The following is an 18421-nucleotide window of genomic DNA, read 5'->3' on the forward strand; positions in this document are numbered from 1 at the left end:
AGTGGGGAAGCCCAGCCCCGACTGCCCGAAGGAGGAAAGGCGCGCCCCGGCATCAACCACCGGACCGTGCCCCATCACCCATGGCCACCATCCACACACTCCTCTTGCGCCTGGCAGGCCCGCTCCAAGCCTGGGGTGACTCCTCCAGGTTCGACCGCCGCGACACCCACAGCCACCCCACCAAGTCCGGTGTCATCGGACTGTGCGCCGCTGCCCTCGGCCTCGACCGCACCGCCCCCCTCGGCAAACTGGCTGAACTCCGCTACGGCGTCCGTATTGACCGGCCTGGCACGATGATCAGCGACTACCACGTCACCGGGGCCGGCTCATATCCCCTTCGCCCCCGAGACCTCATCACCGACCCCACCCGCGCAGCGAAGCACGCATCCAAACTCCCCGACCTTGACGAAACGACCAGCACCCACCCCTTCGGCCACGACGTCGCCGTGGCGCTCACCGGCTGGTACGGGGCCCCCAAAGGCATCGCCCCCACCCGCGGCGGGGCACTGGTCGCCGGGGCTGTCGACCGCTCAGCAGTGCTGTCCACCCGCTGGTACCTGTCCGACGCGGTATTCCTCGCCGCCCTCGAACACCCCGACCACGACCTCCTTCAGGACCTGGCCGCGGCCCTCGAAGCCCCCGAGCGACTTCTCTGGCTCGGCCGCAAATCCTGCCCCCCAACCGGCAGCATCGCTGCCGGCGTACACCCCGGAACGATCCTCGAGGCCCTCACCGCCGCCAGCCCCACACCCAACCCCGCCGCCTACGACCCCACCCAGCCCCACCGCACCGCTCCCTTGCCGCCGACGAGGCTGACGGCCTGGATCGAAGCCGAACCACACACCCCAGGCGCCACCCGCCTCAACGACCAGCCCGTCGACTACGCGCTCCGCACCCACGCCCCCCGCTGGGAAACCCGCACCCCCATCACCACCACCAACACGATTAGCCTCGAGGACTTGCTGCCGTGACCGACAACAACACCCCCCAGGACGCCCGATTCGTCGCCCACCACAGCATCCTCCAGTTCGACACCCAGCACCCCTTCGCCCTCAAATCGATGCTCGACGTCCACGAGATGCACCGCACCGTCATGTGCGGCTTCTACGGCTGGGTTCCCATCGAAGAGCAGGGCCCCCGCGCCGCGATGGGCGTCCTCTCCACCTGGACCGTCGACCTCAAGAACGATCGCCTCGTTCTTGTCGTCCAACACCGCACACCCGCCGACTGGTCACAAATCCCCACCGATGCCCTCGTCGACAAGCCCAAAACCCTCCCCGTCGACATGACCATCCGCGCCGGCGACACCTACGGCTTCCGCACCGTCGTCAACCCCATCCACCACCGCCCCGGCAACAAAACCCCCGACGGACGCTCCCGCCGCTTGGCCCACAAGACCCCCACCCACGTCAGCAAGTGGTTCACCGACCGCCTACAAGCCCCTGGGCAACCCCCGACCGCCCCCAACGGCATCACCCGCATCGGCGCCACCACCGACTCCACCAAACTTGCCGTACGCATGCTCCCCACCATCGGCTCAGCACACCCCAAACGCCGCAACCTCAAAGTCGCCCGCGCCGAAATCGCCGGCCAACTCACCGTCACCGACCCGACCGCCCTGACCTCCACCCTCGCTGCTGGCATCGGCAAAGCCCGTGCCTACTCCACCGGCCTGCTGCTTCTGCGGTAACGTCCGTCGTCGCGTCCGCCGCAGACAGGTCAGCGGCTGCTCCCCGCACCCGCGGGGATGTTCCCGGGGAACAGCGCCACGCTGGCCGAGGTCCCGGCTGCTCCCCGCGCCCGCCGGGATGTTCCCGTCGCGCAACGCCTGTCCGTGGCCCTGGTGCACTGCTCCCGCGCCCGGGATGTTCCCGCGGTGTGGCGTACGTATGTCGCAACCCCGTGCTGCTCCCCGCGCCCGCGGGGCCCCTCCGACCGCCGACGGCCGGAGGTCGACGCGTTCTGCTCCCCACCCGCGCGGGGATGGTCCCTGGAAGGCGAAGATGCCTGTCGCCACGTTGGGCTGCTCCCCGCCCGCGCGGGGATGGTCCCGTCACGATGCCAGGTGGAATCCTCTCGAGCATCTGCTCGCCGCATGTGCGGGGATGGTCCCGGCAATCGCTACGATCCGACCGCCAAACTGCTCTGCTCCCCGTGCCCGCGGGGATGGTCCCACCGTCACGCTGCCCCGCTCGAAGAGTGCGGGCTGCTCCCCGCGCCTACGGGGATGGTCCCATCGTCCGGCGCAACGAGTGGAGCGAGGTGACCTGCTCCCCGCACGCGCGGGGATGGTCCCCGGCTCAGGTCCATCGCGAGCTCCAGGCCCCACTGCTCCCCGCTCCCGCGGGGATGTTCCCAACCACCTGCAGTGGTTCGTGTCGTGGATCGCCCTGCTCCCCGCGCCCGCGGGGATGTTCCCCCGGCCGGGTAGGCAACCGACCACGGGCGCCCCTGCTCCCCGTGCCCGCGGGGATGAACCCACCGCGCGCACAGGAGCGCGTCGGCTGCTCACCTGCTCCCCGCACGCGCGGGGGTGGACCCTGCGGAGGCTGGCGTCAGCATGCGCAAGTAGCCTGCTCCCCGCGCCCGCGGGGATGTTCCCGGTCCGGCCAGGGACTGCTCCTGGTGGACGAGCTGTTCCCCGCCCGCGCGGGGATGGCCCCATCCGGTGTGGGATCAGCACGGTCCTCTCCGCCTGCTCCCCGCGCCCGCGGGGATCGCCCGAGCTCCACGCCGGCGGTGCGCCGTTAAAGGCGCCCAGCTGAAATGGAACGACGCGAATGTCATGAATGTTGGAGTTGGTGAAAGTGGTTCAAATCCGCGTTGTGCGCGTGTAACGATGCAGGTCACGAAGACTGCTCCCCGCACCCGCGGGGATGTTCCCTCCACCTTCCCCGGCATCCCGATCGGTCGTTCCTGCTCCCCGCATCCGCGGGGATGGCCCCATCCGCACCTACGGCGGCGGCGTCCTCGACGACTGCTCCCCGCGCCCGCGGGGATGGTCCCGACAAGGTGGCCGCGGCCGCCGTCATCCGCGACTGCTGCCCGCGCCCGCGGGGATCGCCCGAGCTCCACGCCGGCGGTGCGCCGTTAAGAGCGCCCAGCTGAGCTGGAACGACGTGAATGTCATGGATTCCGGAGTTGGTGAAAGTGGTTCAAATCCGCGTTGTGCGCGTGTAACGATGCAGGTCACGAAGACTGCTCCCCGCACGCGCGGGGATGGTCCCTGGTGGGCGGTGATGGCGGCTTGCTTGCTGGCCTGCTCCCCGCACGCGCGGGGATGGTCCTTCGATGCACGCCGACCCTCGCACGGTGCACCGCTGCTCCCCGCGCCCGCGGGGATGGTCCCGCGTCGGTGCGGTTGCCATGAGTCCGTGTTGTCTGCTCCCCGCGCCCGCGGGGTTGGTCCCGTCTGGCTTCAGGCTGCGAACGTTGTCCTCACCTGCTCCCCGCACCCGCGGGGATGTTCCCATCTGGGGATCGGTCGAGAAGAGCGACCCGACCTGCTCCCCGCGGCCGCGGGGATGTTCCCGCGGCTTGGTGGTCGGCCTCGCCTCGGCCGTCCTGCTCCCCGCGTCCGCGGGGATGGTCCGAGGTCCAGCACCAGGCACGTCACGATCGCCGCTTGCTCCCCGCGCCCGCGGGGATCGCTCGAGCTCCACGCTGGCAGTGCGCTGTTGAGAGCGCCCAACTGGACTGGAACAACGTGAATGTCATGAATGCCGGAGTCGGTGGAAGTGGTTCAAATCCGTGTCGTGCGCGTGTAACGATGCAGGTCACGAAGTCTGCTCCCCGCATGCGCGGGGATGGTCCCGTCGGGGTAGAGATCGGACTCGTCCAGAGCCTCTGCTCCCCGCATGCGCGGGGATGGTCCCGTCGGGGTAGAGATCGGACTCGTCCAGAGCCTCTGCTCCCCGCATGCGCGGGGATGGTCCCGCCCGAGGCAAGCTGCCGCGCGCTGGCACAGGCTGCTCCCCGCATGCGCGGGGATGGTCCCTCTTCGTCTGGTGGCGGGGGCGGTTCGGGTGTCTGCTCCCCGCATGCGCGGGGATGGTCCCTCGGCGCAGTACGAGAGGTCGCCCTTGAAGTTCTGCTCCCCGCACCCGCGGGGATGGTCCCCAGTTCCAGCTCCCGGGCCCGCAGCTCCTCAACTGCTCCCCGCGCCCGCGGGGATGTTCCCGACTACGAGACCTACCTCGATCTCGACCCTGACTGCTCCCCGCGTCCGCGGGGATGGTCCCGGTGAGCGATGTGAAGAACTCGGGCTTGATGGCTGCTCCCCGCGTCCGCGGGGATGGTCCCTGGACGGCTGCGGCGCTCTGCCGGGTGGCGGTCTGCTCCCCGCGCCCGCGGGGATGGTCCCAACGCCGACGGCATCGCGATGAGGAGCGGCGCCTGCTCCCCGCGTCCGCCGGGATGGTCCCCCCGAGCCGTCCGTTCGCTTCAAGGTCCTGCACTGCTCCCCGCACCCGCGGGGATGTTCCCGCCATCCTCACCGCCCAGGCGACCGGCGCCGACTGCTCCCCGCACGTGCGGGGATGGTCCCGCCGACCGCAGAGACAGAAACGCGCCCATCGTCTGCTCCCTGCACGCGCGGGGATGGTCCCAGCTTCGACGAGTTCACGCGGCTCGACGAGGTCTGCTCCCCGCGCCCGCGGGGATCGCCAGAGCTCCACGCCGGCAGTGCGCGGTTAAGAGCGCCCAGACGAACTGGAACGACGTGGATGCCCTGAATGTCGGAGTTGGTGAAAGTGGTTCAAAACCGTGTCGTGCGCGTGTAACGATGCAGGTCACGAAGACTGCTCCCCGCGTCCGCGGGGATGGTCCCACCAGCACGAGCACCCCCGTTCTCGAAGTCGACTGCTCCCCGCGTCCGCGGGGATGGTCCCCGCTCCAGCTGCCTGACGATGCCGGCCTTGCCCTGCTCCCCGCGTCCGCGGGGATGGTCCCTGGGGTTGAGCCGCCGCGCATAGTCCTGGGCGCTGCTCCCCGCGCCCGCGGGGATGGTCCCTGCGCCGCGCTCATCCGAATGTCCTGCACTTCCTGCTCCCCGCGCCCGCGGGGATGGTCCCTCGTTCTGGCCGGTGTCGGGGTTGTAGACCGGCTGCTCCCCGCGCCCGCGGGGATGGTCCCGCCTTGGCGACCTCGGCGACCTCGGCGGTGATCTGCTCCCCGCGCCCGCGGGGATGTTCCCAGCCTTGCCCTGGGCGGGCTCGGGTCGGGCAACTGCTCCCCGCGCCTGCGGGATGGTCCCCCTGCACAGTGACCGGAGTTGCGTGCGGCCGGCTGCTCCCCGTGCCCGCGGGGATGGTCCCGTCCACCTCAACAGGAATAACCTGGTCGTGATCTGTTTCCCCGCGCCCGCGGTGGATGGTCCCACCGCGTCGATCCGACCGCCCAGGGCGCCGGCCTGCTCCCCGCACACGCGGGGATGGTCCCAGGACGCCCTGGGTGGAGTTGCCGAAGTCCCGCTGCTCCCCGCGTCCGCGGGGATGATCCCGGCGCCAATCCCCGCGCCGTGGAGTTCGACCCCTGCTCCCCGCGTCCGCGGGGATGGTCCCACCGACGGCGGGGACCGGGACTCTCTGGGGCTCTGCTCCCCGCACGCGCGGGGAGGGTCCCGTGGTGTCGGTGTCCCACTCGGTGACGATGTCCTGCTCCCCGCACGCGCGGGGATGGTCCCGCACCGCGGGTCGGGTCGTCCGGCTAAGACCGCTGCTCCCCGCGTCCGCGGAGATGGTCCCGGTCTCGGCGGGGGTGGCAAGGCCTACCCCGGCTGCTCCCCGCGTCCGCGGGGATGGTCCCGAACCACGACAGTCGCCACCACCCCGGTGGTACTGCTCCCCGCACACGCGGGGGTGCTCCCCAAGAACGAACTGCACGCCGCTGAACAGGAAGTCCATCATCAGATGCTGAAACATTGGGGCCTGTCACACCGGTCACAGCGTCACAGACCGCTTCGTTGAGCCGCAAACGACCGTGACCGGGAGTGACACCCCCCTGTTTCAGGGTTCCTCCCCCGCCCCAACGCAGACGCCCGTACGATCGTGCAGTCATCTTCAGGAGTACGGCTGACCAGGGGGAACCGGTGGACACGGGCGGCCAGCTCATCACGATCGCAGCTGTGCTGCTCGGCGCATTGAGCACTCACCTGACCACGTGGTTCATGGAGCGCAGCCGCAAGAAACACGAACGCTCCGTTCGCTGGGACGAACGGAAGCTGGCGGCCTACGAGAACTACATAGATGTTGTGCGCGCGTGCATCTTCCTGTCTGTGCAGCTCTACGAGGCCAGGGAAGGCCTCCGTGAGAGCGACCAGACCGACCGCGAGATACTCGCCGAGTTGCATGATGCGGCCCGCCTCAGGGGTCGCGTCTTCGAACGCATCATGCTCCTCGCCGGCGACAACGTCATTGAGGCAGCACACAAGCTGAACGAGGTGGCCCTGCAGCTGGACTGGCAGGCAAACGGCAAGGTCACCGGCACCCTGGCCGAGTGGCGAGATCGAAACCGCATTGTCTTCGCAACGATCAACGCATTCCACGATGCCGCACGCGAAGACCTCGGAGTCAGCGGCAGCGTCACGGGTGAACATCACCCTCAACGGGACCTCCTGCTCCCCCCGCAACAGCGGAACTCCTGATTCCTTCCAGTGAAACACGCTGAACACCCGTGAATCTCTGGCCTATTGAGCGGCGAGCTGCCACCCTGCCAGACGCCTCGTCGACCCCTTCGGCAAATGCGCCTGCGCGCGGGGTACCGGCATTCAGCGGGCTGTCCGATGACAGACAGGGAGTAGGCCGATGACTGAGCGCAACGAAGGCGAACAGCAGGCAGCGGCTGCGGCCCTCAGGAAGGGCCATGCCGCGCGCGCGGAGAGCGCTGCGGCTCGGGCGGCGGCACTCAGCCGGTACGTCGAGCAGCACGCATCCGACGGTCACGCAGACGCAGTCTGGAAAGCCGCCCACGCTGCTCGTGTGGCAGCTCAAGCCCTTGCGGTGTTCGCCGAGAACTCCGCCGACGCAGCAGCAGAATCGCGTTGCGCCAGGAATGCGGCCGCGGCCGCCGCGCAGGCCTCCCAGATGGGTCAACTCGTTGCAGCCGACACCGACCATGCCGGCGCCGCGCTTGAGCTTGCTCTGAAGGCTGCCTTCAAAGCGTCGCAAGCGGCGGGGGCAGCGGCAGGAGCACCCTATGGCGGGGCTCGCGAGGAACTGAACGCCGCTGCGGATGTGGCTGAGGCAGACGCCGTCTCCGCTGCTACGCAGGCAGGCTGGATCCGCCCGGGCGAGTCCGTGCCGAGCGTGGACATCGGCGTCCGAAGTAGTGAAGTGCTGTCGATGCTCCACTTCTGACTGAGCCGTGCACTTCAGGTTCTGTGCGGCTGACGGCAGGCTCTTCGGTCCGCTGAGAGGGCGTCTTCGCCAGTGACTCCCCGGGGAGTGAGCGGGGAGTGGATCAAGAAAAGCGGTCCACCGGCCACTGCCCGAGACCAACGCAAAACAACGCCCTGACCTGCACCGGAGCAGAAACCGCCTGGTCACGACGTTGTCCGTACTTAGTTCGGGACGAAGAGGTCGTGGGTTCAAATCCCGCCACCCCGACTGAGAAGTAGCAGATCAGGCCCGGTTTCCGGAAACGGAAACCGGGCCTGATGCGTTCTCCGCTCGGGTGGGGGAGAAGGCCGGGGAGAAGGTCTGGAAGAAGGCGGGGAGCGGAACGTGACATGCGCGCCCGCGAGCGCCACCCGCTGACGCTCCTTCAGGGGCTTTTCCTCGCGCGCCGGGCACGACATCGAAGTGATCCGCGCCACAGCCGGCAGGCGGAGACAACGCCGCCCGTCCGAGGAGCACTTGACCGCCACGGCGTCCGGGACCGCACGTCCTCCCCCACGCCGCGCCGTTCGGTGCCGGTCCCTCCCCTCGTGGGGACCGGTACCGAAGGGCGCGGCTGCGCCGATCCGCGCCCCCCGTACCGGCGCGGATCGAGCATGGCGGGACCCGTGGTCGGCGCGGCGGCAGTCCCCGGGCGGGACCGGCGCGCCACGGGGTCGCACGCTCCTGCGCCGGGACCGTGACCGCCGGCGTCACTCCGGCGGAAGCTACGAGACCTCGCCCCAGGGGTTGTCTTTCCGAGCGCCGGGCTGTGGCCTGTGAGGGCGACGCCGCATTGTTGCGCTGCTGCGTCGTGATCCTGTCAGGTGTGGCTCCCCCCGAGGAGCTTCCGGCATCGGGCCGACGGCATCGTCGCAGGTCAGCCAGATAAGGTGAGTTTTCCGGTCCGGATGTCCAGGCGCGGGGGGAAGTAAGGAGTGGAGACCTTGAGTTCCGACTCAGGGGCACGCACGGCCTTCGCGGAACGTCTCGCGCTGCTGTACAAGGAGGCCGGCAACCCTCCCCTCAAGAAGGTGGCCGAAGCGGTCGTCCGGCTTCAACGGGTCGACGAACGAGGGCGGCCGGTGCGGGTGTCCGTGCAGCGGATCAGCGACTGGCGGCGGGCCAGGAACGTGCCTGCCCAGTTCGCCGCCCTCGCCGCGGTGCTGCACGTCCTGATCCCCCAGGCACGGCGTGTGCGACCCGCGCCGGTGTCCGCGGGCCTCTACGACCTGGCGCAGTGGCAGCTGTTGTGGGAGCGCGCGGTCGGCGACCGTGCCGCGTCCTCCGCGGAGGACGAGGCGCGCATCCCGGCCGAGGCCCCCGCCGTGCCCGGTGTGTGCCCCTACCGGGGGCTGGCCGCCTACCGTCAGCACGACGCCCGGTGGTTCTTCGGACGGGAGCGGAGTACCGCTGCCCTCGTTGCCCAGCTCCGCGCGGCGCAGGAGTCGGGCGGTCTGGTCATGCTCGTGGGCGCCTCGGGGGCGGGGAAGTCCTCGCTGTTGAACGCCGGCCTGGTGCCCGCCGTGCGAAGCGGCGCCCTGGGCGACGGGAACGGCCGGGCCAGGGAGGTCGTGCGGCTGGTGCCGGGCGCCGATCCGCTCGCGGAGCTGACCCGCCGGATACCGGAGCTGGCACCCGTCGCCACCGCCGCGCGGGAACCAGCGGGGAAGGAGTCCCGTACCCCGCACCGCGCGCAGGCGGTGCGGGAGGCCGCCGCGGCATGGGGGCGACGCGCCACGTCCTCCGGGGCCCGTCCGGTCCTCCTCGTGGATCAGTTCGAGGAGACCTTCACACTCTGCTCCGACGAGGCGAGCAGGCGCACGTTCATCCAGCTCCTGCACGCCGCGTGCACGCCCGCCGGCCCGGGTGACCCGGCCCCCGTCCTCGTCATCCTCGGCATCCGCGCCGACTTCTACGAGCAGTGTCTGGGCTATCCCGAACTGGCCGATGCGCTGCAGCACCGGCACATGGTGCTCGGGCCGCTGACCGCCGCGGAGTTGCGCGAAGCGGTGACCGGTCCGGCCAAGGCGGTGGGACTGGAACTCGAACCGGGGCTGGCGGAGCTGATCGTCCGGGAGGTGAGCGCCGACGGAATCAGCGGCGCGCACGACGCGGGGGCGCTGCCGCTCCTCTCCCACGCCCTGCTCGCCACCTGGCAGCGGCGCAAGGCCGGACGGCTGACGCTGGCCGGCTACCGCGCGGCGGGCGGCATCCAGGGAGCGGTGGCGGCGACCGCCGAGCGGGCCTGGTCCGGCCTCGACCCGGCCGCACGCACGGCCGCGAGACTGCTCCTGCTCCGACTGGTCCGGCTGAGCGAAGACACCCAGGCCACCCGCAGGCGGGGGACGCGGCGCCAACTGGCGGAGGAGTCCACGGACCCCCGCAAGACGGCGGAATCGCTCGAAGCGCTGGTGCACGCCCGGCTGGTGACCCTCGACGCGGAGGCCGTGGAGATCACCCATGAAGCGCTGCTGCACGCCTGGCCCCGTCTGCGCGACTGGATCGACGAGGACCGGAACGGCAACCTGCTGCGCCAGCGGCTGGAGGAGGACGGCAGGGCCTGGGAGGGCTCGCACCGCGACACCTCGCTGCTCTACCGGGGTTCGCGGCTGGAACAGGCCCGCACCTGGGCACAGTCCGCCGGTGACACCTTTTTGACCCGGAGCACGGTGGAATTCCTGGCCGCTTCGGTCAGGCTGCGCAGGCGCACGGTCCGGATCAGCCGCGGTGCGGTGGCGGCACTGGCCGTCCTGGCGGTGGTGGCCGCCGGGGCGGCGGTGGTCGCGTGGCGGCAGCGGGACGACGCGGTGTTCGCGCAGGTGCTCGCCGAAGCCGATCGCGCCCAGTACACGGATCCGTCGTTGTCCGCCCGGCTCGACCTGGTGGCACACCATTTGCGGCCGGACGACACGGGCACCGACAACCGGTTGATCTCGACGGTGAACGCGCCGCTGGCCACGCCGCTTCTCGGCCACACCGGCGCCGTCTACCTCACCTCGTTCAGCCCGAACGGTCGGATCCTGGCCACCGCGAGCTACGACCGCACCGTCAGGCTGTGGGACGTGGCGGACCCGGCTCGCCCCGAACCCCTGGGCAAGCCCCTGACCGGCCACACGAGCTGGGTGAGCACCGCGGTCTTCAGCCCGGACGGACACACCCTCGCCAGCGCTTCGGACGACGGCACGATCCGGCTGTGGGACGTGCGGGACCCCGGCCACCCGCGCCCGGTCGGCGCGCCCCTGGCCGGCCACGGCGGCTCGGTCTACCTGCTCGCCTTCAGCCCGGACGGACGCACGCTGGCCGCCGCCGACGAAGACCACACGGTCCGCCTGTGGGACATGAGCGGCCCGCACCGGCCGAGGCCGCTCGCCGTCCTGACCGGCCCCACCGACGCCGTGCGCTCCGTGGCGTTCAGCCCCGACGGACGGACGCTGGCGGCCGGTGGCGACGACGACACGATCAGGCTGTGGGACATGGCCGATCGGCGTCATCCGACACCGGTCGACCGGGTGTTGACGGGCCACGGGGGCACCGTGCACTCCGTGGCCTTCAGCCCCGACGGCCGCACCCTCGCCAGCGGCAGCGCGGACGACACCATCCGGCTCTGGGACGTGGCCGCGCCACGGCGCGCGAAACCGCTCGGTGCGCCCCTGACCGGCCACACCGGCCCCGTGTGGTCGGTGTCCTTCAGCCCCGACGGAACGATGCTCGCCGCCGGCAGCGCGGACAGCACCGCGAGCGTGTGGAACGTCCGCAATCCGGCGTACCCGTCGCAGGTCGGCGAGCCGCTCGCGGGCAGCAGCGGCGAGATGTACGCCGTGAGCTTCAGCCCCGACGGACGCACCCTCGCCACCGGGAGTGGCGACAACAAGGCCCGCCTGTGGTCGATACCGGCGTCGGACATGATCGGCCGCATCGGGGCGTTCCGCCCGGACGGGCGGGTGCTCGCCACGGCCGCGCGCGACGGCCGGGTGCGGCTGTGGAATGTGCGGGCTCCCCACCGGCCCGTCCTGCTGGGCGCACCGTTCACACCCGGGAAGGGTGGCGTGCGGTCAATGGCCTTCTCCCCCGACGGCCACACGCTCGCGGTGCTGACGGGAGACCACGCGGTGCGGCTGTGGAATGTCACCGACCCGGCCCGGCCCGGCCCCTGCGGGCCGCCCGTCGCGCTGCGGACGCGCTATGCGGGCGCCGGCGCGCTGGCCTACAGCCCGGACGGGCGCACGCTGGCAACCGCCCACGACGACCGCACCCTTCAGCTGTGGGACGTCAGCGCCCCGTCCCGCATGCGTCCGCTCGGCGCGCCGCTCGCCGGCCACACGGGCTACGTCAACTCCCTCGTCTTCAGTCCGGACGGCCGCACGCTCGCCAGCGGCAGCGCGGATGCCACGGTCCGGCTCTGGAGGGTGGCCGACCCGCGGCATGCCGCCCCGCTCGGCGCACCCCTCAAGGGGCACCTGGGACCCGTCAACATGCTCGCCTACAGTCCGGACGGCCACACCCTGGCCAGCGGCAGCGACGACAACACCGTCCGGCTCTGGAACGTCACCGACCCCCGCAAAGCCACCGGGCTCTCCACCCTCAAGGGCCACACCGAAGCCATCGTGTCGCTGACGTTCAGCCCGGACGGCCGCACCCTGGCCAGCGGCGGCAACGACGACCGGGTCCAGCTCTGGAACGTCACCCGCCCCTCCAGGGCCGCTCCCCTCGGCCCATCGATGAGCCCCGACGCCAAGACCGGCAGTTTCCTGTCGTTCAGCCCCACGACCCACCTGCTCGGGGTGTCGAGCGGCGCCGATTCCGTGCGGCTGTGGGACCTGGACTCCGACGAGGCGATCCGCCGCATCTGCTCGACCACCCGGGGCGTGCTGACACCGGAGAAATGGCACGAATACCTGCCCCGTCTCTCGTACGCGCCCCTGTGCGGCGGGTAACCGGGCCGAGACACGGCCGAGGCCGGTTTGCGCCGGTACCGGACGGAATGATTCCGATCGCCGCCCCCTGTACGACCCCTCGGCCCCTGTTTCCGACCCCCGAGGGGCCACGCCGCGTGATCCCGGTCACAACACGTCATTGCAGTTGGGAAGTTGGCTCCCGCCGCACAAGCAGCCTTGTTAGTGTTGCCCCCAGCCCGATCGCTGGTGCATCCCCCGTCGCCAGCGGTCGGGCATTTCTATGTCGTGCGCCGGTACCGGACTCGCCGATCCGAGGTGCGTTTCTTCCGGGAGATCGGGTGGGCATGGTGACGGACAGACCTCCCCCTGGACGCGACGCCGGACGGGGCCCCGCGCCCCGCCCGGCCGATCACCCTTGATCGAAGGGCAGTTCCAGCATGCGGATCGCATTTCCGCGCAGGATTTTGTAGGTCACGTCCTCCGGGAGGCCCGTCACGTGCTCGGCGGCCACCTGCTTCGTGTGCGGCCAGGTCGAGTCGACGTGGGGGTAGTCGGTCTCGAACGTCGCATTGTTGACGCCCACGGTCTCGATCGCCTCGACGCCGTGCTTGTCCCGGAAGAAGCAGCAGAAGATCTGCCGGTAGTAGTACGACGACGGCGGCTCGGGGATCAGGTCCTTCACCCCGCCCCACGCCCGGTGCTGCTCCCAGACGTCGTCGGCGCGCTCCAGGGCGTACGGAATCCAGCCCATCTGCCCTTCGCTGTAGGCGAGCTTCAGCCGTGGGAACTTCACCAGGACGCCACTGAACAGGAAGTCCATCATCGACGCCATGGCGTTGTTGAAGCTCAGTGAGGCCTGCACCGCCGGAGGTGCGTCCGGCGAGGCCGCCGGCATCTGTGACGACGACCCGATGTGCATGTTCACGACGGTGCCGGTCTCCTCGCACGCGGCGAAGAACGGATCCCAGTACCCGCAATGGATGGACGGCAGCCCCAGATACGTAGGGATCTCGCTGAAGGTCACCGCCCGTACGCCGCGCGCCGCGTTGCGCCTGATCTCGGCGACGGCGAGGTCGATGTCCCACAGCGGGATGAGGCACAGCGGAATCAGCCGGCCGCCGCTGTCCCCGCACCACTCCTCCACCATCCAGTCGTTGTAGGCCCGGACGCAGGCGAGCCCGACCTCCTTGTCCTCGGCCTCGGCGAACGTCTGGCCGCAGAAGCGCGGAAACGTGGGAAAGCAGAGCGACGCCTCCACGTGGTTGAGGTCCATGTCCGCCAGCCGGGCCTTGGGGTCCCAGCATCCGCGGCGCATCTGCTCCCGGGTGATCCCGTCCAGCGTCATCTCGTCGCGCGAGAAGCCCACGGCGGCGATGATGCGCTTGTACGGGAAGATCAGCCCCTCGTACTGCCACCAGTCCGTGAGCTGGCCCTCGGGATCCGTGGTGAACCGGTACTTCCCCCCGACGTACGCCAGCTCCCCGATGCCGGCGGTGAAGGGCTTCGGCCCCTTGTCGCGGTACTTCTTCGGAAGCCAGGTCTCGAAGAGGTGCGCGGGCTCGATCACGTGATCGTCCACGCTGATGACCTTGGGTAGCTCCGCCGTGCCGCTGCTGCTGCTCACGCTGTACCCCCAACTGCCCGCCGGCGCGTCACACCCTCACACTCCGGAACGATTTCTGACGGTCCATCAGTTCTGAGGTTATGGGCTGCCCCCTTCGACGACAAGGCGCGGCCGGGAACTCCACCCCTTGCGTGATCGCACGGTGTCCGCTGAACTGACACATCGTCAGTCAATGGGTGAGGCGAGGGGGCAGCATGCACACGATCTGGCTCAGCGGTGCCGAGTGGTTCGCCGTCCTCCGTATCGGCCTCGGGCTGTGGTGGCTGGAGAGCTGGCGCCACAAGGACAAGAAGACCTGGTTCGCCGGTGGCGGCATCACCTGGGCGGCCGGCATCGCGGCGGATCACCGGTGGCCCGCGGTGCGCAGGAGCTTCGACCGCGTCGTGAAGCCCCACCCACGACTGATGGCATCTCTCGTCGCCTACGCGGAACTCGCTCTCGGCCTCGGGCTGATCGTGGGCTTCCTGACACCGATAGCCCTGGTCGCCGGGGCCGTGCTCAACCTGATCTACCTCGTGCTGATGATCCACGACTGGGCGGAGCAGGGGCAGAACCTGATGATGGGGCTGATCTCCCTCGCCGCGTTGCCGGCCATGAGCTGGCAGACCTGGTCACTCGACGGCGCCTGGGGACTGTTCCTGAACTAGGGCGTGGCCGAAGCGTCCCGCCGGCACGAACGAGGTCACCGCAGTGGCACGACGCGCTGCCGGCCACCGAGGCGCGTCGCGGGACGTACCTCCGTGACGCGGCGGCCTCGGGGTGCTGTCAGCAGGCTGTCAGCAGGTACTTGGTCCAATGGGCGGTGTCTGTGGTGGCGGAGCCGAGAGTGGTCGGCGGTGACGGGCGGGAGGCTGTCCATGGCCTGGACGGAATGCAGTGAGAACCGGCCGTTCGCCGCTCAGCGGCTGATCTGCTTCCCGCACGCGGGCGGCTCGTCGTTCTTCTTCCGGGAGTGGCGCAAGGGGCTGCCCGAGTTCGAGGTGCACGCGGTCTGCTACCCGGGGCGCGCGGACCGGTTCGGGGAGCCGGTGGCCACGGACCTGGTGGCGATGGCGGAGGAGATCGCGGAGGCGGTCCGGCCGCTGATGGACCGGCCCACGGCGCTGTTCGGACACAGCATGGGCGCCGTGGTGGCCTACGAGACGGCCCGCGCGCTGGAGGCCTCGGGAGGGGGGCCGACGCACCTGTTCGTGTCGGGCGCCCGTGCCGCACACCTGGTGCGACGGGATGCCAAGGCGGCGGCGATGAACGACGAGACGGTCGTCGCGACGCTGGTGGAGCTCGGCGGCACCGACACCGAGCTGCTGGACAACCCGATGTTCCGCGAGCTGATCCTGCCGTACGTGAAGGGCGACTTCCGGATGCTGGGTGCCTACGGGCACCGGGTGGGCGTACCGCTGGCGTGTCCGGTCACCGCGGTGGCCGGCGAGAGCGACCCCCGGGTGACGCCTGCGCAGGCCGGGGAGTGGGCACGGCTCACCGAGGGCCCCTTCGTCCGGCGGATGGTGCCCGGCGGGCACTTCTACCTGGCCGACGCGCCGCCGTACGCGCTGGTGCGGGAGGCGTGCGCCGAGGAGCGGGAGGAGAGGACCGGAAGCCGGTAGGCGGCGCCGGAAGGACCGCCGGCAGAACCGCCGGTGTCCGCGAGCGAAGGTCACGGGACACGGGGGTACGGAAGTGCGAGCGGAAGTCGGGTTCGGCAAGGGGCGGTTCGCCGCGGCCGCGTTGATGGTGGTGGCGCCCCTGGCGGTGATCCTCTGGGCGGCGACGGACGCGGTGACGGGCCAGGCGTCGGGCAAGGGGACCCTGGAAGCGGCGCACGGGCTCGACAAGACCGGGCACTTCTTCCTCGCGGTGGCGGTCATCCTCGTCGTCGCCTACCTGGGCGGGCTGCTGGCCGACCGGCTGGGCCAGCCGCGGGTGATCGGTGAGATCTGTGCCGGGATCGCGCTGGGGCCGACGCTGCTGGGACGGTACGCGCCGGTGGCCGGGCACTGGCTGTTCCCGAAGGACACCCTGCCGATGCTGGACGGTCTGGCCCAGATCGGCCTGATCTTCTTCATGTTCGGGGTCGGGCGGGAGCTGACCGGGATGCGGCTGCGGGGCAACGGGCCGCAGGCGCTGCTGGTGAGCAAGTCCTCGTTGCTGCTGCCGTTCGCGGCGGGGACCGCGGCGGCCGTGCCGCTGGTGCACGACTTCCTGGGGCGGAGCGCCGACCCCATGGCGTTCGTGCTGTTCGTGGGGTGTGCGCTGAGCGTCACCGCGTTCCCGGTGCTGGCCCGCATCCTGACCGACCTGGGCATCACCGGGACCCGGCAGGGGCAGTTGAGCCTCTTCGCGGCGGCGGTCGGGGACGGTGCGGTGTGGCTGGTGCTCACCGGAATCCTGGCGGGGCTGCACGGGAGCAGCCCGGCCGGCGTGCTGTGGAACGCGCTGATCGCCGCGGGCATCACCGTGGTGTTCCTGGGGCCGCTGCGGCTGGGCCTGGCCCGCTGGGTGCGGTCCCGGTCGGCGGCCGGTGAGGGCGGCGCCGGCGGTGAGGGCGATGCGACCACGATGGTGCTGCTCGCCGTCGGGATCGCCGCGACGTCCACGCTGACGACGATCGTCGGGGTGCACCAGCTGATCGGGGCGCTGCTGGTCGGGCTGGCCTGGCCGGTGGGCAGCGCGCGGGCGGCCCGGGTCGCCGACCGGCTCTCCAGTACGGCCAAGACCGTGCTGCTCCCGTTCTTCTTCTTCGGCTTCGGGCTGAGCATCGACCTGGGGTCGCTGCACTTCGACCGGTCGTCGGCGCTGGCCCTGGTGACGCTGCTGGTGCTGGGCGTCGTCACCAAGGTGCTCGGGCCCACGCTGTCCGCCGTCCTCACCGGAATGCGGGTGCGGCCGGCCCTGGCGCTCGGCTGGCTGCTCAACTCCCGCGGTCTGACGGAACTGGTCATCCTGCAGATCGGCTACCAGGCCGGCATCATCGACCAGCGGCTGCTCAGCATCCTCACCATCGTCGCGCTGATCACGACCATGATGACCCGGCCGATGCTCCGGCTCCTCGGGCCGGACGCGGTCGAGCCGGTGCCCGCCCCGCACGATCAGGAGCGGGCCGGCGCGTCCGCACGGGAGGCGCCCGAGTTCACCTCCGCTCCCCGGTAGGAGCCCCCGTGCCCGCGGGCCCCGCTGTCCCCCAGTGCAAGGCGGCCACGTGATCGACGAGATGTTTCCTGGGGCCGTCGCGGCCGTCGAGTCCTTCGGGGACCCTGCCGACGCCCGCCTGTTCCCCGGGGAGCGGGCCGCGCTGGTCGGGGCCGGCGAGGCCCGCCGGCGTGAGTTCACCACGGTGCGGCACTGCGCGCGTCGCGCCCTCGGCGTATTGGGCCTGCCGCCGGTGCCGCTGCTACCGGGCGTCCGGGGCGCCCCGCGGTGGCCGGACGGCGTCGTCGGCAGCATGACCCACTGCGCCGGCTACCGGGCCGCGGCCGTGGCGCGCCGCTCCCAGGTGCTCACCCTCGGCATCGACGCGGAGCCCCATGAGCCACTGCCGGACGGCGTCCTGCGGCACATCGGGCTGCCCGAGGAGCGGGCGCGGCTCGCCGGGCTCGCCCGGCGGGAGCCCGGCGTGCACTGGGACCGGCTGCTGTTCTGCGCCAAGGAGGCCGTCTACAAGGCGTGGTTCCCGGTCACCGGGAGCTGGCTCGGCTTCGACGGGGCACTGGTCTCACTGCTGCCCGACGGCACCCTCCGCGCCCGCGTCCTGGCCGCTCCGCCGCCCGAAAGAGCTGGTGCCCCGAGGGAGTTCGCGGGGCGTTGGCTGGTGGGGAGCGGCCTCGTGCTGGCGTGTGCGGTGACCCTTGAGACGGGCCCGGGGGGCGGCCCGGGGGCGACCTCCTGGGCGGCCACCGGGACGCGCTTGTAGGGCGTCGGGCGCCCGGTGCGGCTGCTCCGGGACCTCACCGGCGCCTCCGCAAGCGCCCCCGGAACCGCGGACCGGACGCCTCGGAGCACGCCCCCCCCCGCGGGCACCGCCGCCACCACCCCGGCGACGCCCCCGACCACGCCCGCCCGCGCCCCGCCGCGGACCTGCGCGCGGGGCTTCCGCGCGGGCCCCGGAGGGGTTTGACAGCCTTTCTCGCCATGTGAAAGATTTGACTTACACATACAGTCCGGCATTCGGGGAGGTGGACGTTGAACAGCGAGGAGCTGCTCACCTTTCTCGCCGCGGTGGGCCACGCGCAGCGTCTCCGGGCCATCGCGGGGCTCGCCGACGGCCGGATGTACGTCAGTGAACTGGCCCGCCAGCTGGGCATGTCCCGCCCCCTGCTCTACATGCACCTCGAACGCCTGGAGAAGGCCGGCCTGGTCGTGGGCAGTCTGGAACTCTCCGACGACGGGAAGGCTCTGAAGTACTTCGAGCTGGCTCCGTTCGAGGTGCAGCTCAACGTGCAGACGATCCTGGACGTCCTCCGGGCGGACGAGGAACAGGCACACGAGGCGGACGGGCCGACCGATGAGAAGGGTTAGAACGTTATGAGGGG

The 18421-nt window shown here is 70.9% G+C and carries 11 protein-coding genes and 1 CRISPR repeat array; of the genes, 10 read left to right on the top strand and 1 reads right to left on the bottom strand.

The features are described from left to right. Nucleotides 1–80 precede the first annotated feature (80 nt). The 5 genes from cas5e to OIU81_RS16310 all read left to right on the top strand — a co-directional run bounded on the left by cas5e (nucleotide 81) and on the right by OIU81_RS16310 (nucleotide 12310). Nucleotides 81–971: a type I-E CRISPR-associated protein Cas5/CasD gene (cas5e, locus tag OIU81_RS16290; RefSeq protein WP_329148488.1), complete on the top strand. Its 891-nt coding sequence runs from the start codon at nucleotides 81–83 to the stop codon at nucleotides 969–971. Further along, a complete protein-coding gene (locus OIU81_RS16295) occupies nucleotides 968–1690 on the top strand; it encodes a type I-E CRISPR-associated protein Cas6/Cse3/CasE (RefSeq protein WP_329148489.1) in 723 nt (240 codons plus the stop codon). The genes cas5e and OIU81_RS16295 overlap by 4 nt, the downstream gene beginning before the upstream one ends. 3109 nt (nucleotides 1691–4799) lie before the next feature. Then, nucleotides 4800–5195: a CRISPR direct-repeat array (repeat unit 29 nt; unit sequence CTGCTCCCCGCGTCCGCGGGGATGGTCCC). An 893-nt stretch (nucleotides 5196–6088) separates the two neighbouring features. Beyond that, a complete protein-coding gene (locus OIU81_RS16300; RefSeq protein WP_329148491.1) occupies nucleotides 6089–6643 on the top strand; it encodes a hypothetical protein in 555 nt (184 codons plus the stop codon). Between the two features lie 160 nt (nucleotides 6644–6803). Beyond that, nucleotides 6804–7355: a hypothetical protein gene (locus OIU81_RS16305; protein ID WP_329148493.1), complete on the top strand. Its 552-nt coding sequence runs from the start codon at nucleotides 6804–6806 to the stop codon at nucleotides 7353–7355. A gap of 956 nt (nucleotides 7356–8311) precedes the next feature. Further along, nucleotides 8312–12310, top strand: a complete 3999-nt coding sequence (locus tag OIU81_RS16310; protein WP_329148495.1) for an nSTAND1 domain-containing NTPase — start codon at nucleotides 8312–8314, stop codon at nucleotides 12308–12310. Between the two features lie 370 nt (nucleotides 12311–12680). Here the strand turns inward: OIU81_RS16310 and OIU81_RS16315 are convergent, their stop codons facing one another. Beyond that, on the bottom strand, nucleotides 12681–13895 hold the full coding sequence (locus OIU81_RS16315; protein ID WP_329148497.1) for an amidohydrolase family protein: 1215 nt from the start codon (nucleotides 13893–13895) through the stop codon (nucleotides 12681–12683). A 194-nt stretch (nucleotides 13896–14089) separates the two neighbouring features. On the opposite strand from OIU81_RS16315, the gene OIU81_RS16320 reads away from it, so the two are divergent. The 5 genes from OIU81_RS16320 to OIU81_RS16340 all read left to right on the top strand — a co-directional run bounded on the left by OIU81_RS16320 (nucleotide 14090) and on the right by OIU81_RS16340 (nucleotide 18407). Continuing rightward, nucleotides 14090–14542 carry a DoxX family protein gene (locus tag OIU81_RS16320; RefSeq protein WP_329148500.1) on the top strand — a complete coding sequence of 151 codons (453 nt, stop codon included), beginning with the start codon at nucleotides 14090–14092 and terminating at the stop codon, nucleotides 14540–14542. Between the two features lie 210 nt (nucleotides 14543–14752). Next, nucleotides 14753–15499 carry a thioesterase II family protein gene (locus OIU81_RS16325; protein ID WP_329148502.1) on the top strand — a complete coding sequence of 249 codons (747 nt, stop codon included), beginning with the start codon at nucleotides 14753–14755 and terminating at the stop codon, nucleotides 15497–15499. A gap of 73 nt (nucleotides 15500–15572) precedes the next feature. After that, nucleotides 15573–17042 carry a cation:proton antiporter gene (locus OIU81_RS16330; RefSeq protein WP_329148503.1) on the top strand — a complete coding sequence of 490 codons (1470 nt, stop codon included), beginning with the start codon at nucleotides 15573–15575 and terminating at the stop codon, nucleotides 17040–17042. A 49-nt stretch (nucleotides 17043–17091) separates the two neighbouring features. Continuing rightward, entirely contained in the window at nucleotides 17092–17802 is a 711-nt protein-coding gene (locus OIU81_RS16335; RefSeq protein ID WP_329148506.1) for a 4'-phosphopantetheinyl transferase family protein, read from the top strand. Between the two features lie 269 nt (nucleotides 17803–18071). Beyond that, on the top strand, nucleotides 18072–18407 hold the full coding sequence (locus tag OIU81_RS16340; RefSeq protein WP_329148508.1) for an ArsR/SmtB family transcription factor: 336 nt from the start codon (nucleotides 18072–18074) through the stop codon (nucleotides 18405–18407). The last annotated feature ends 14 nt before the right edge of the window (nucleotides 18408–18421 follow it).

It is taken from the genome of Streptomyces sp. NBC_01454, from assembly GCF_036227565.1.
Taxonomy (GTDB): domain Bacteria; phylum Actinomycetota; class Actinomycetes; order Streptomycetales; family Streptomycetaceae; genus Streptomyces.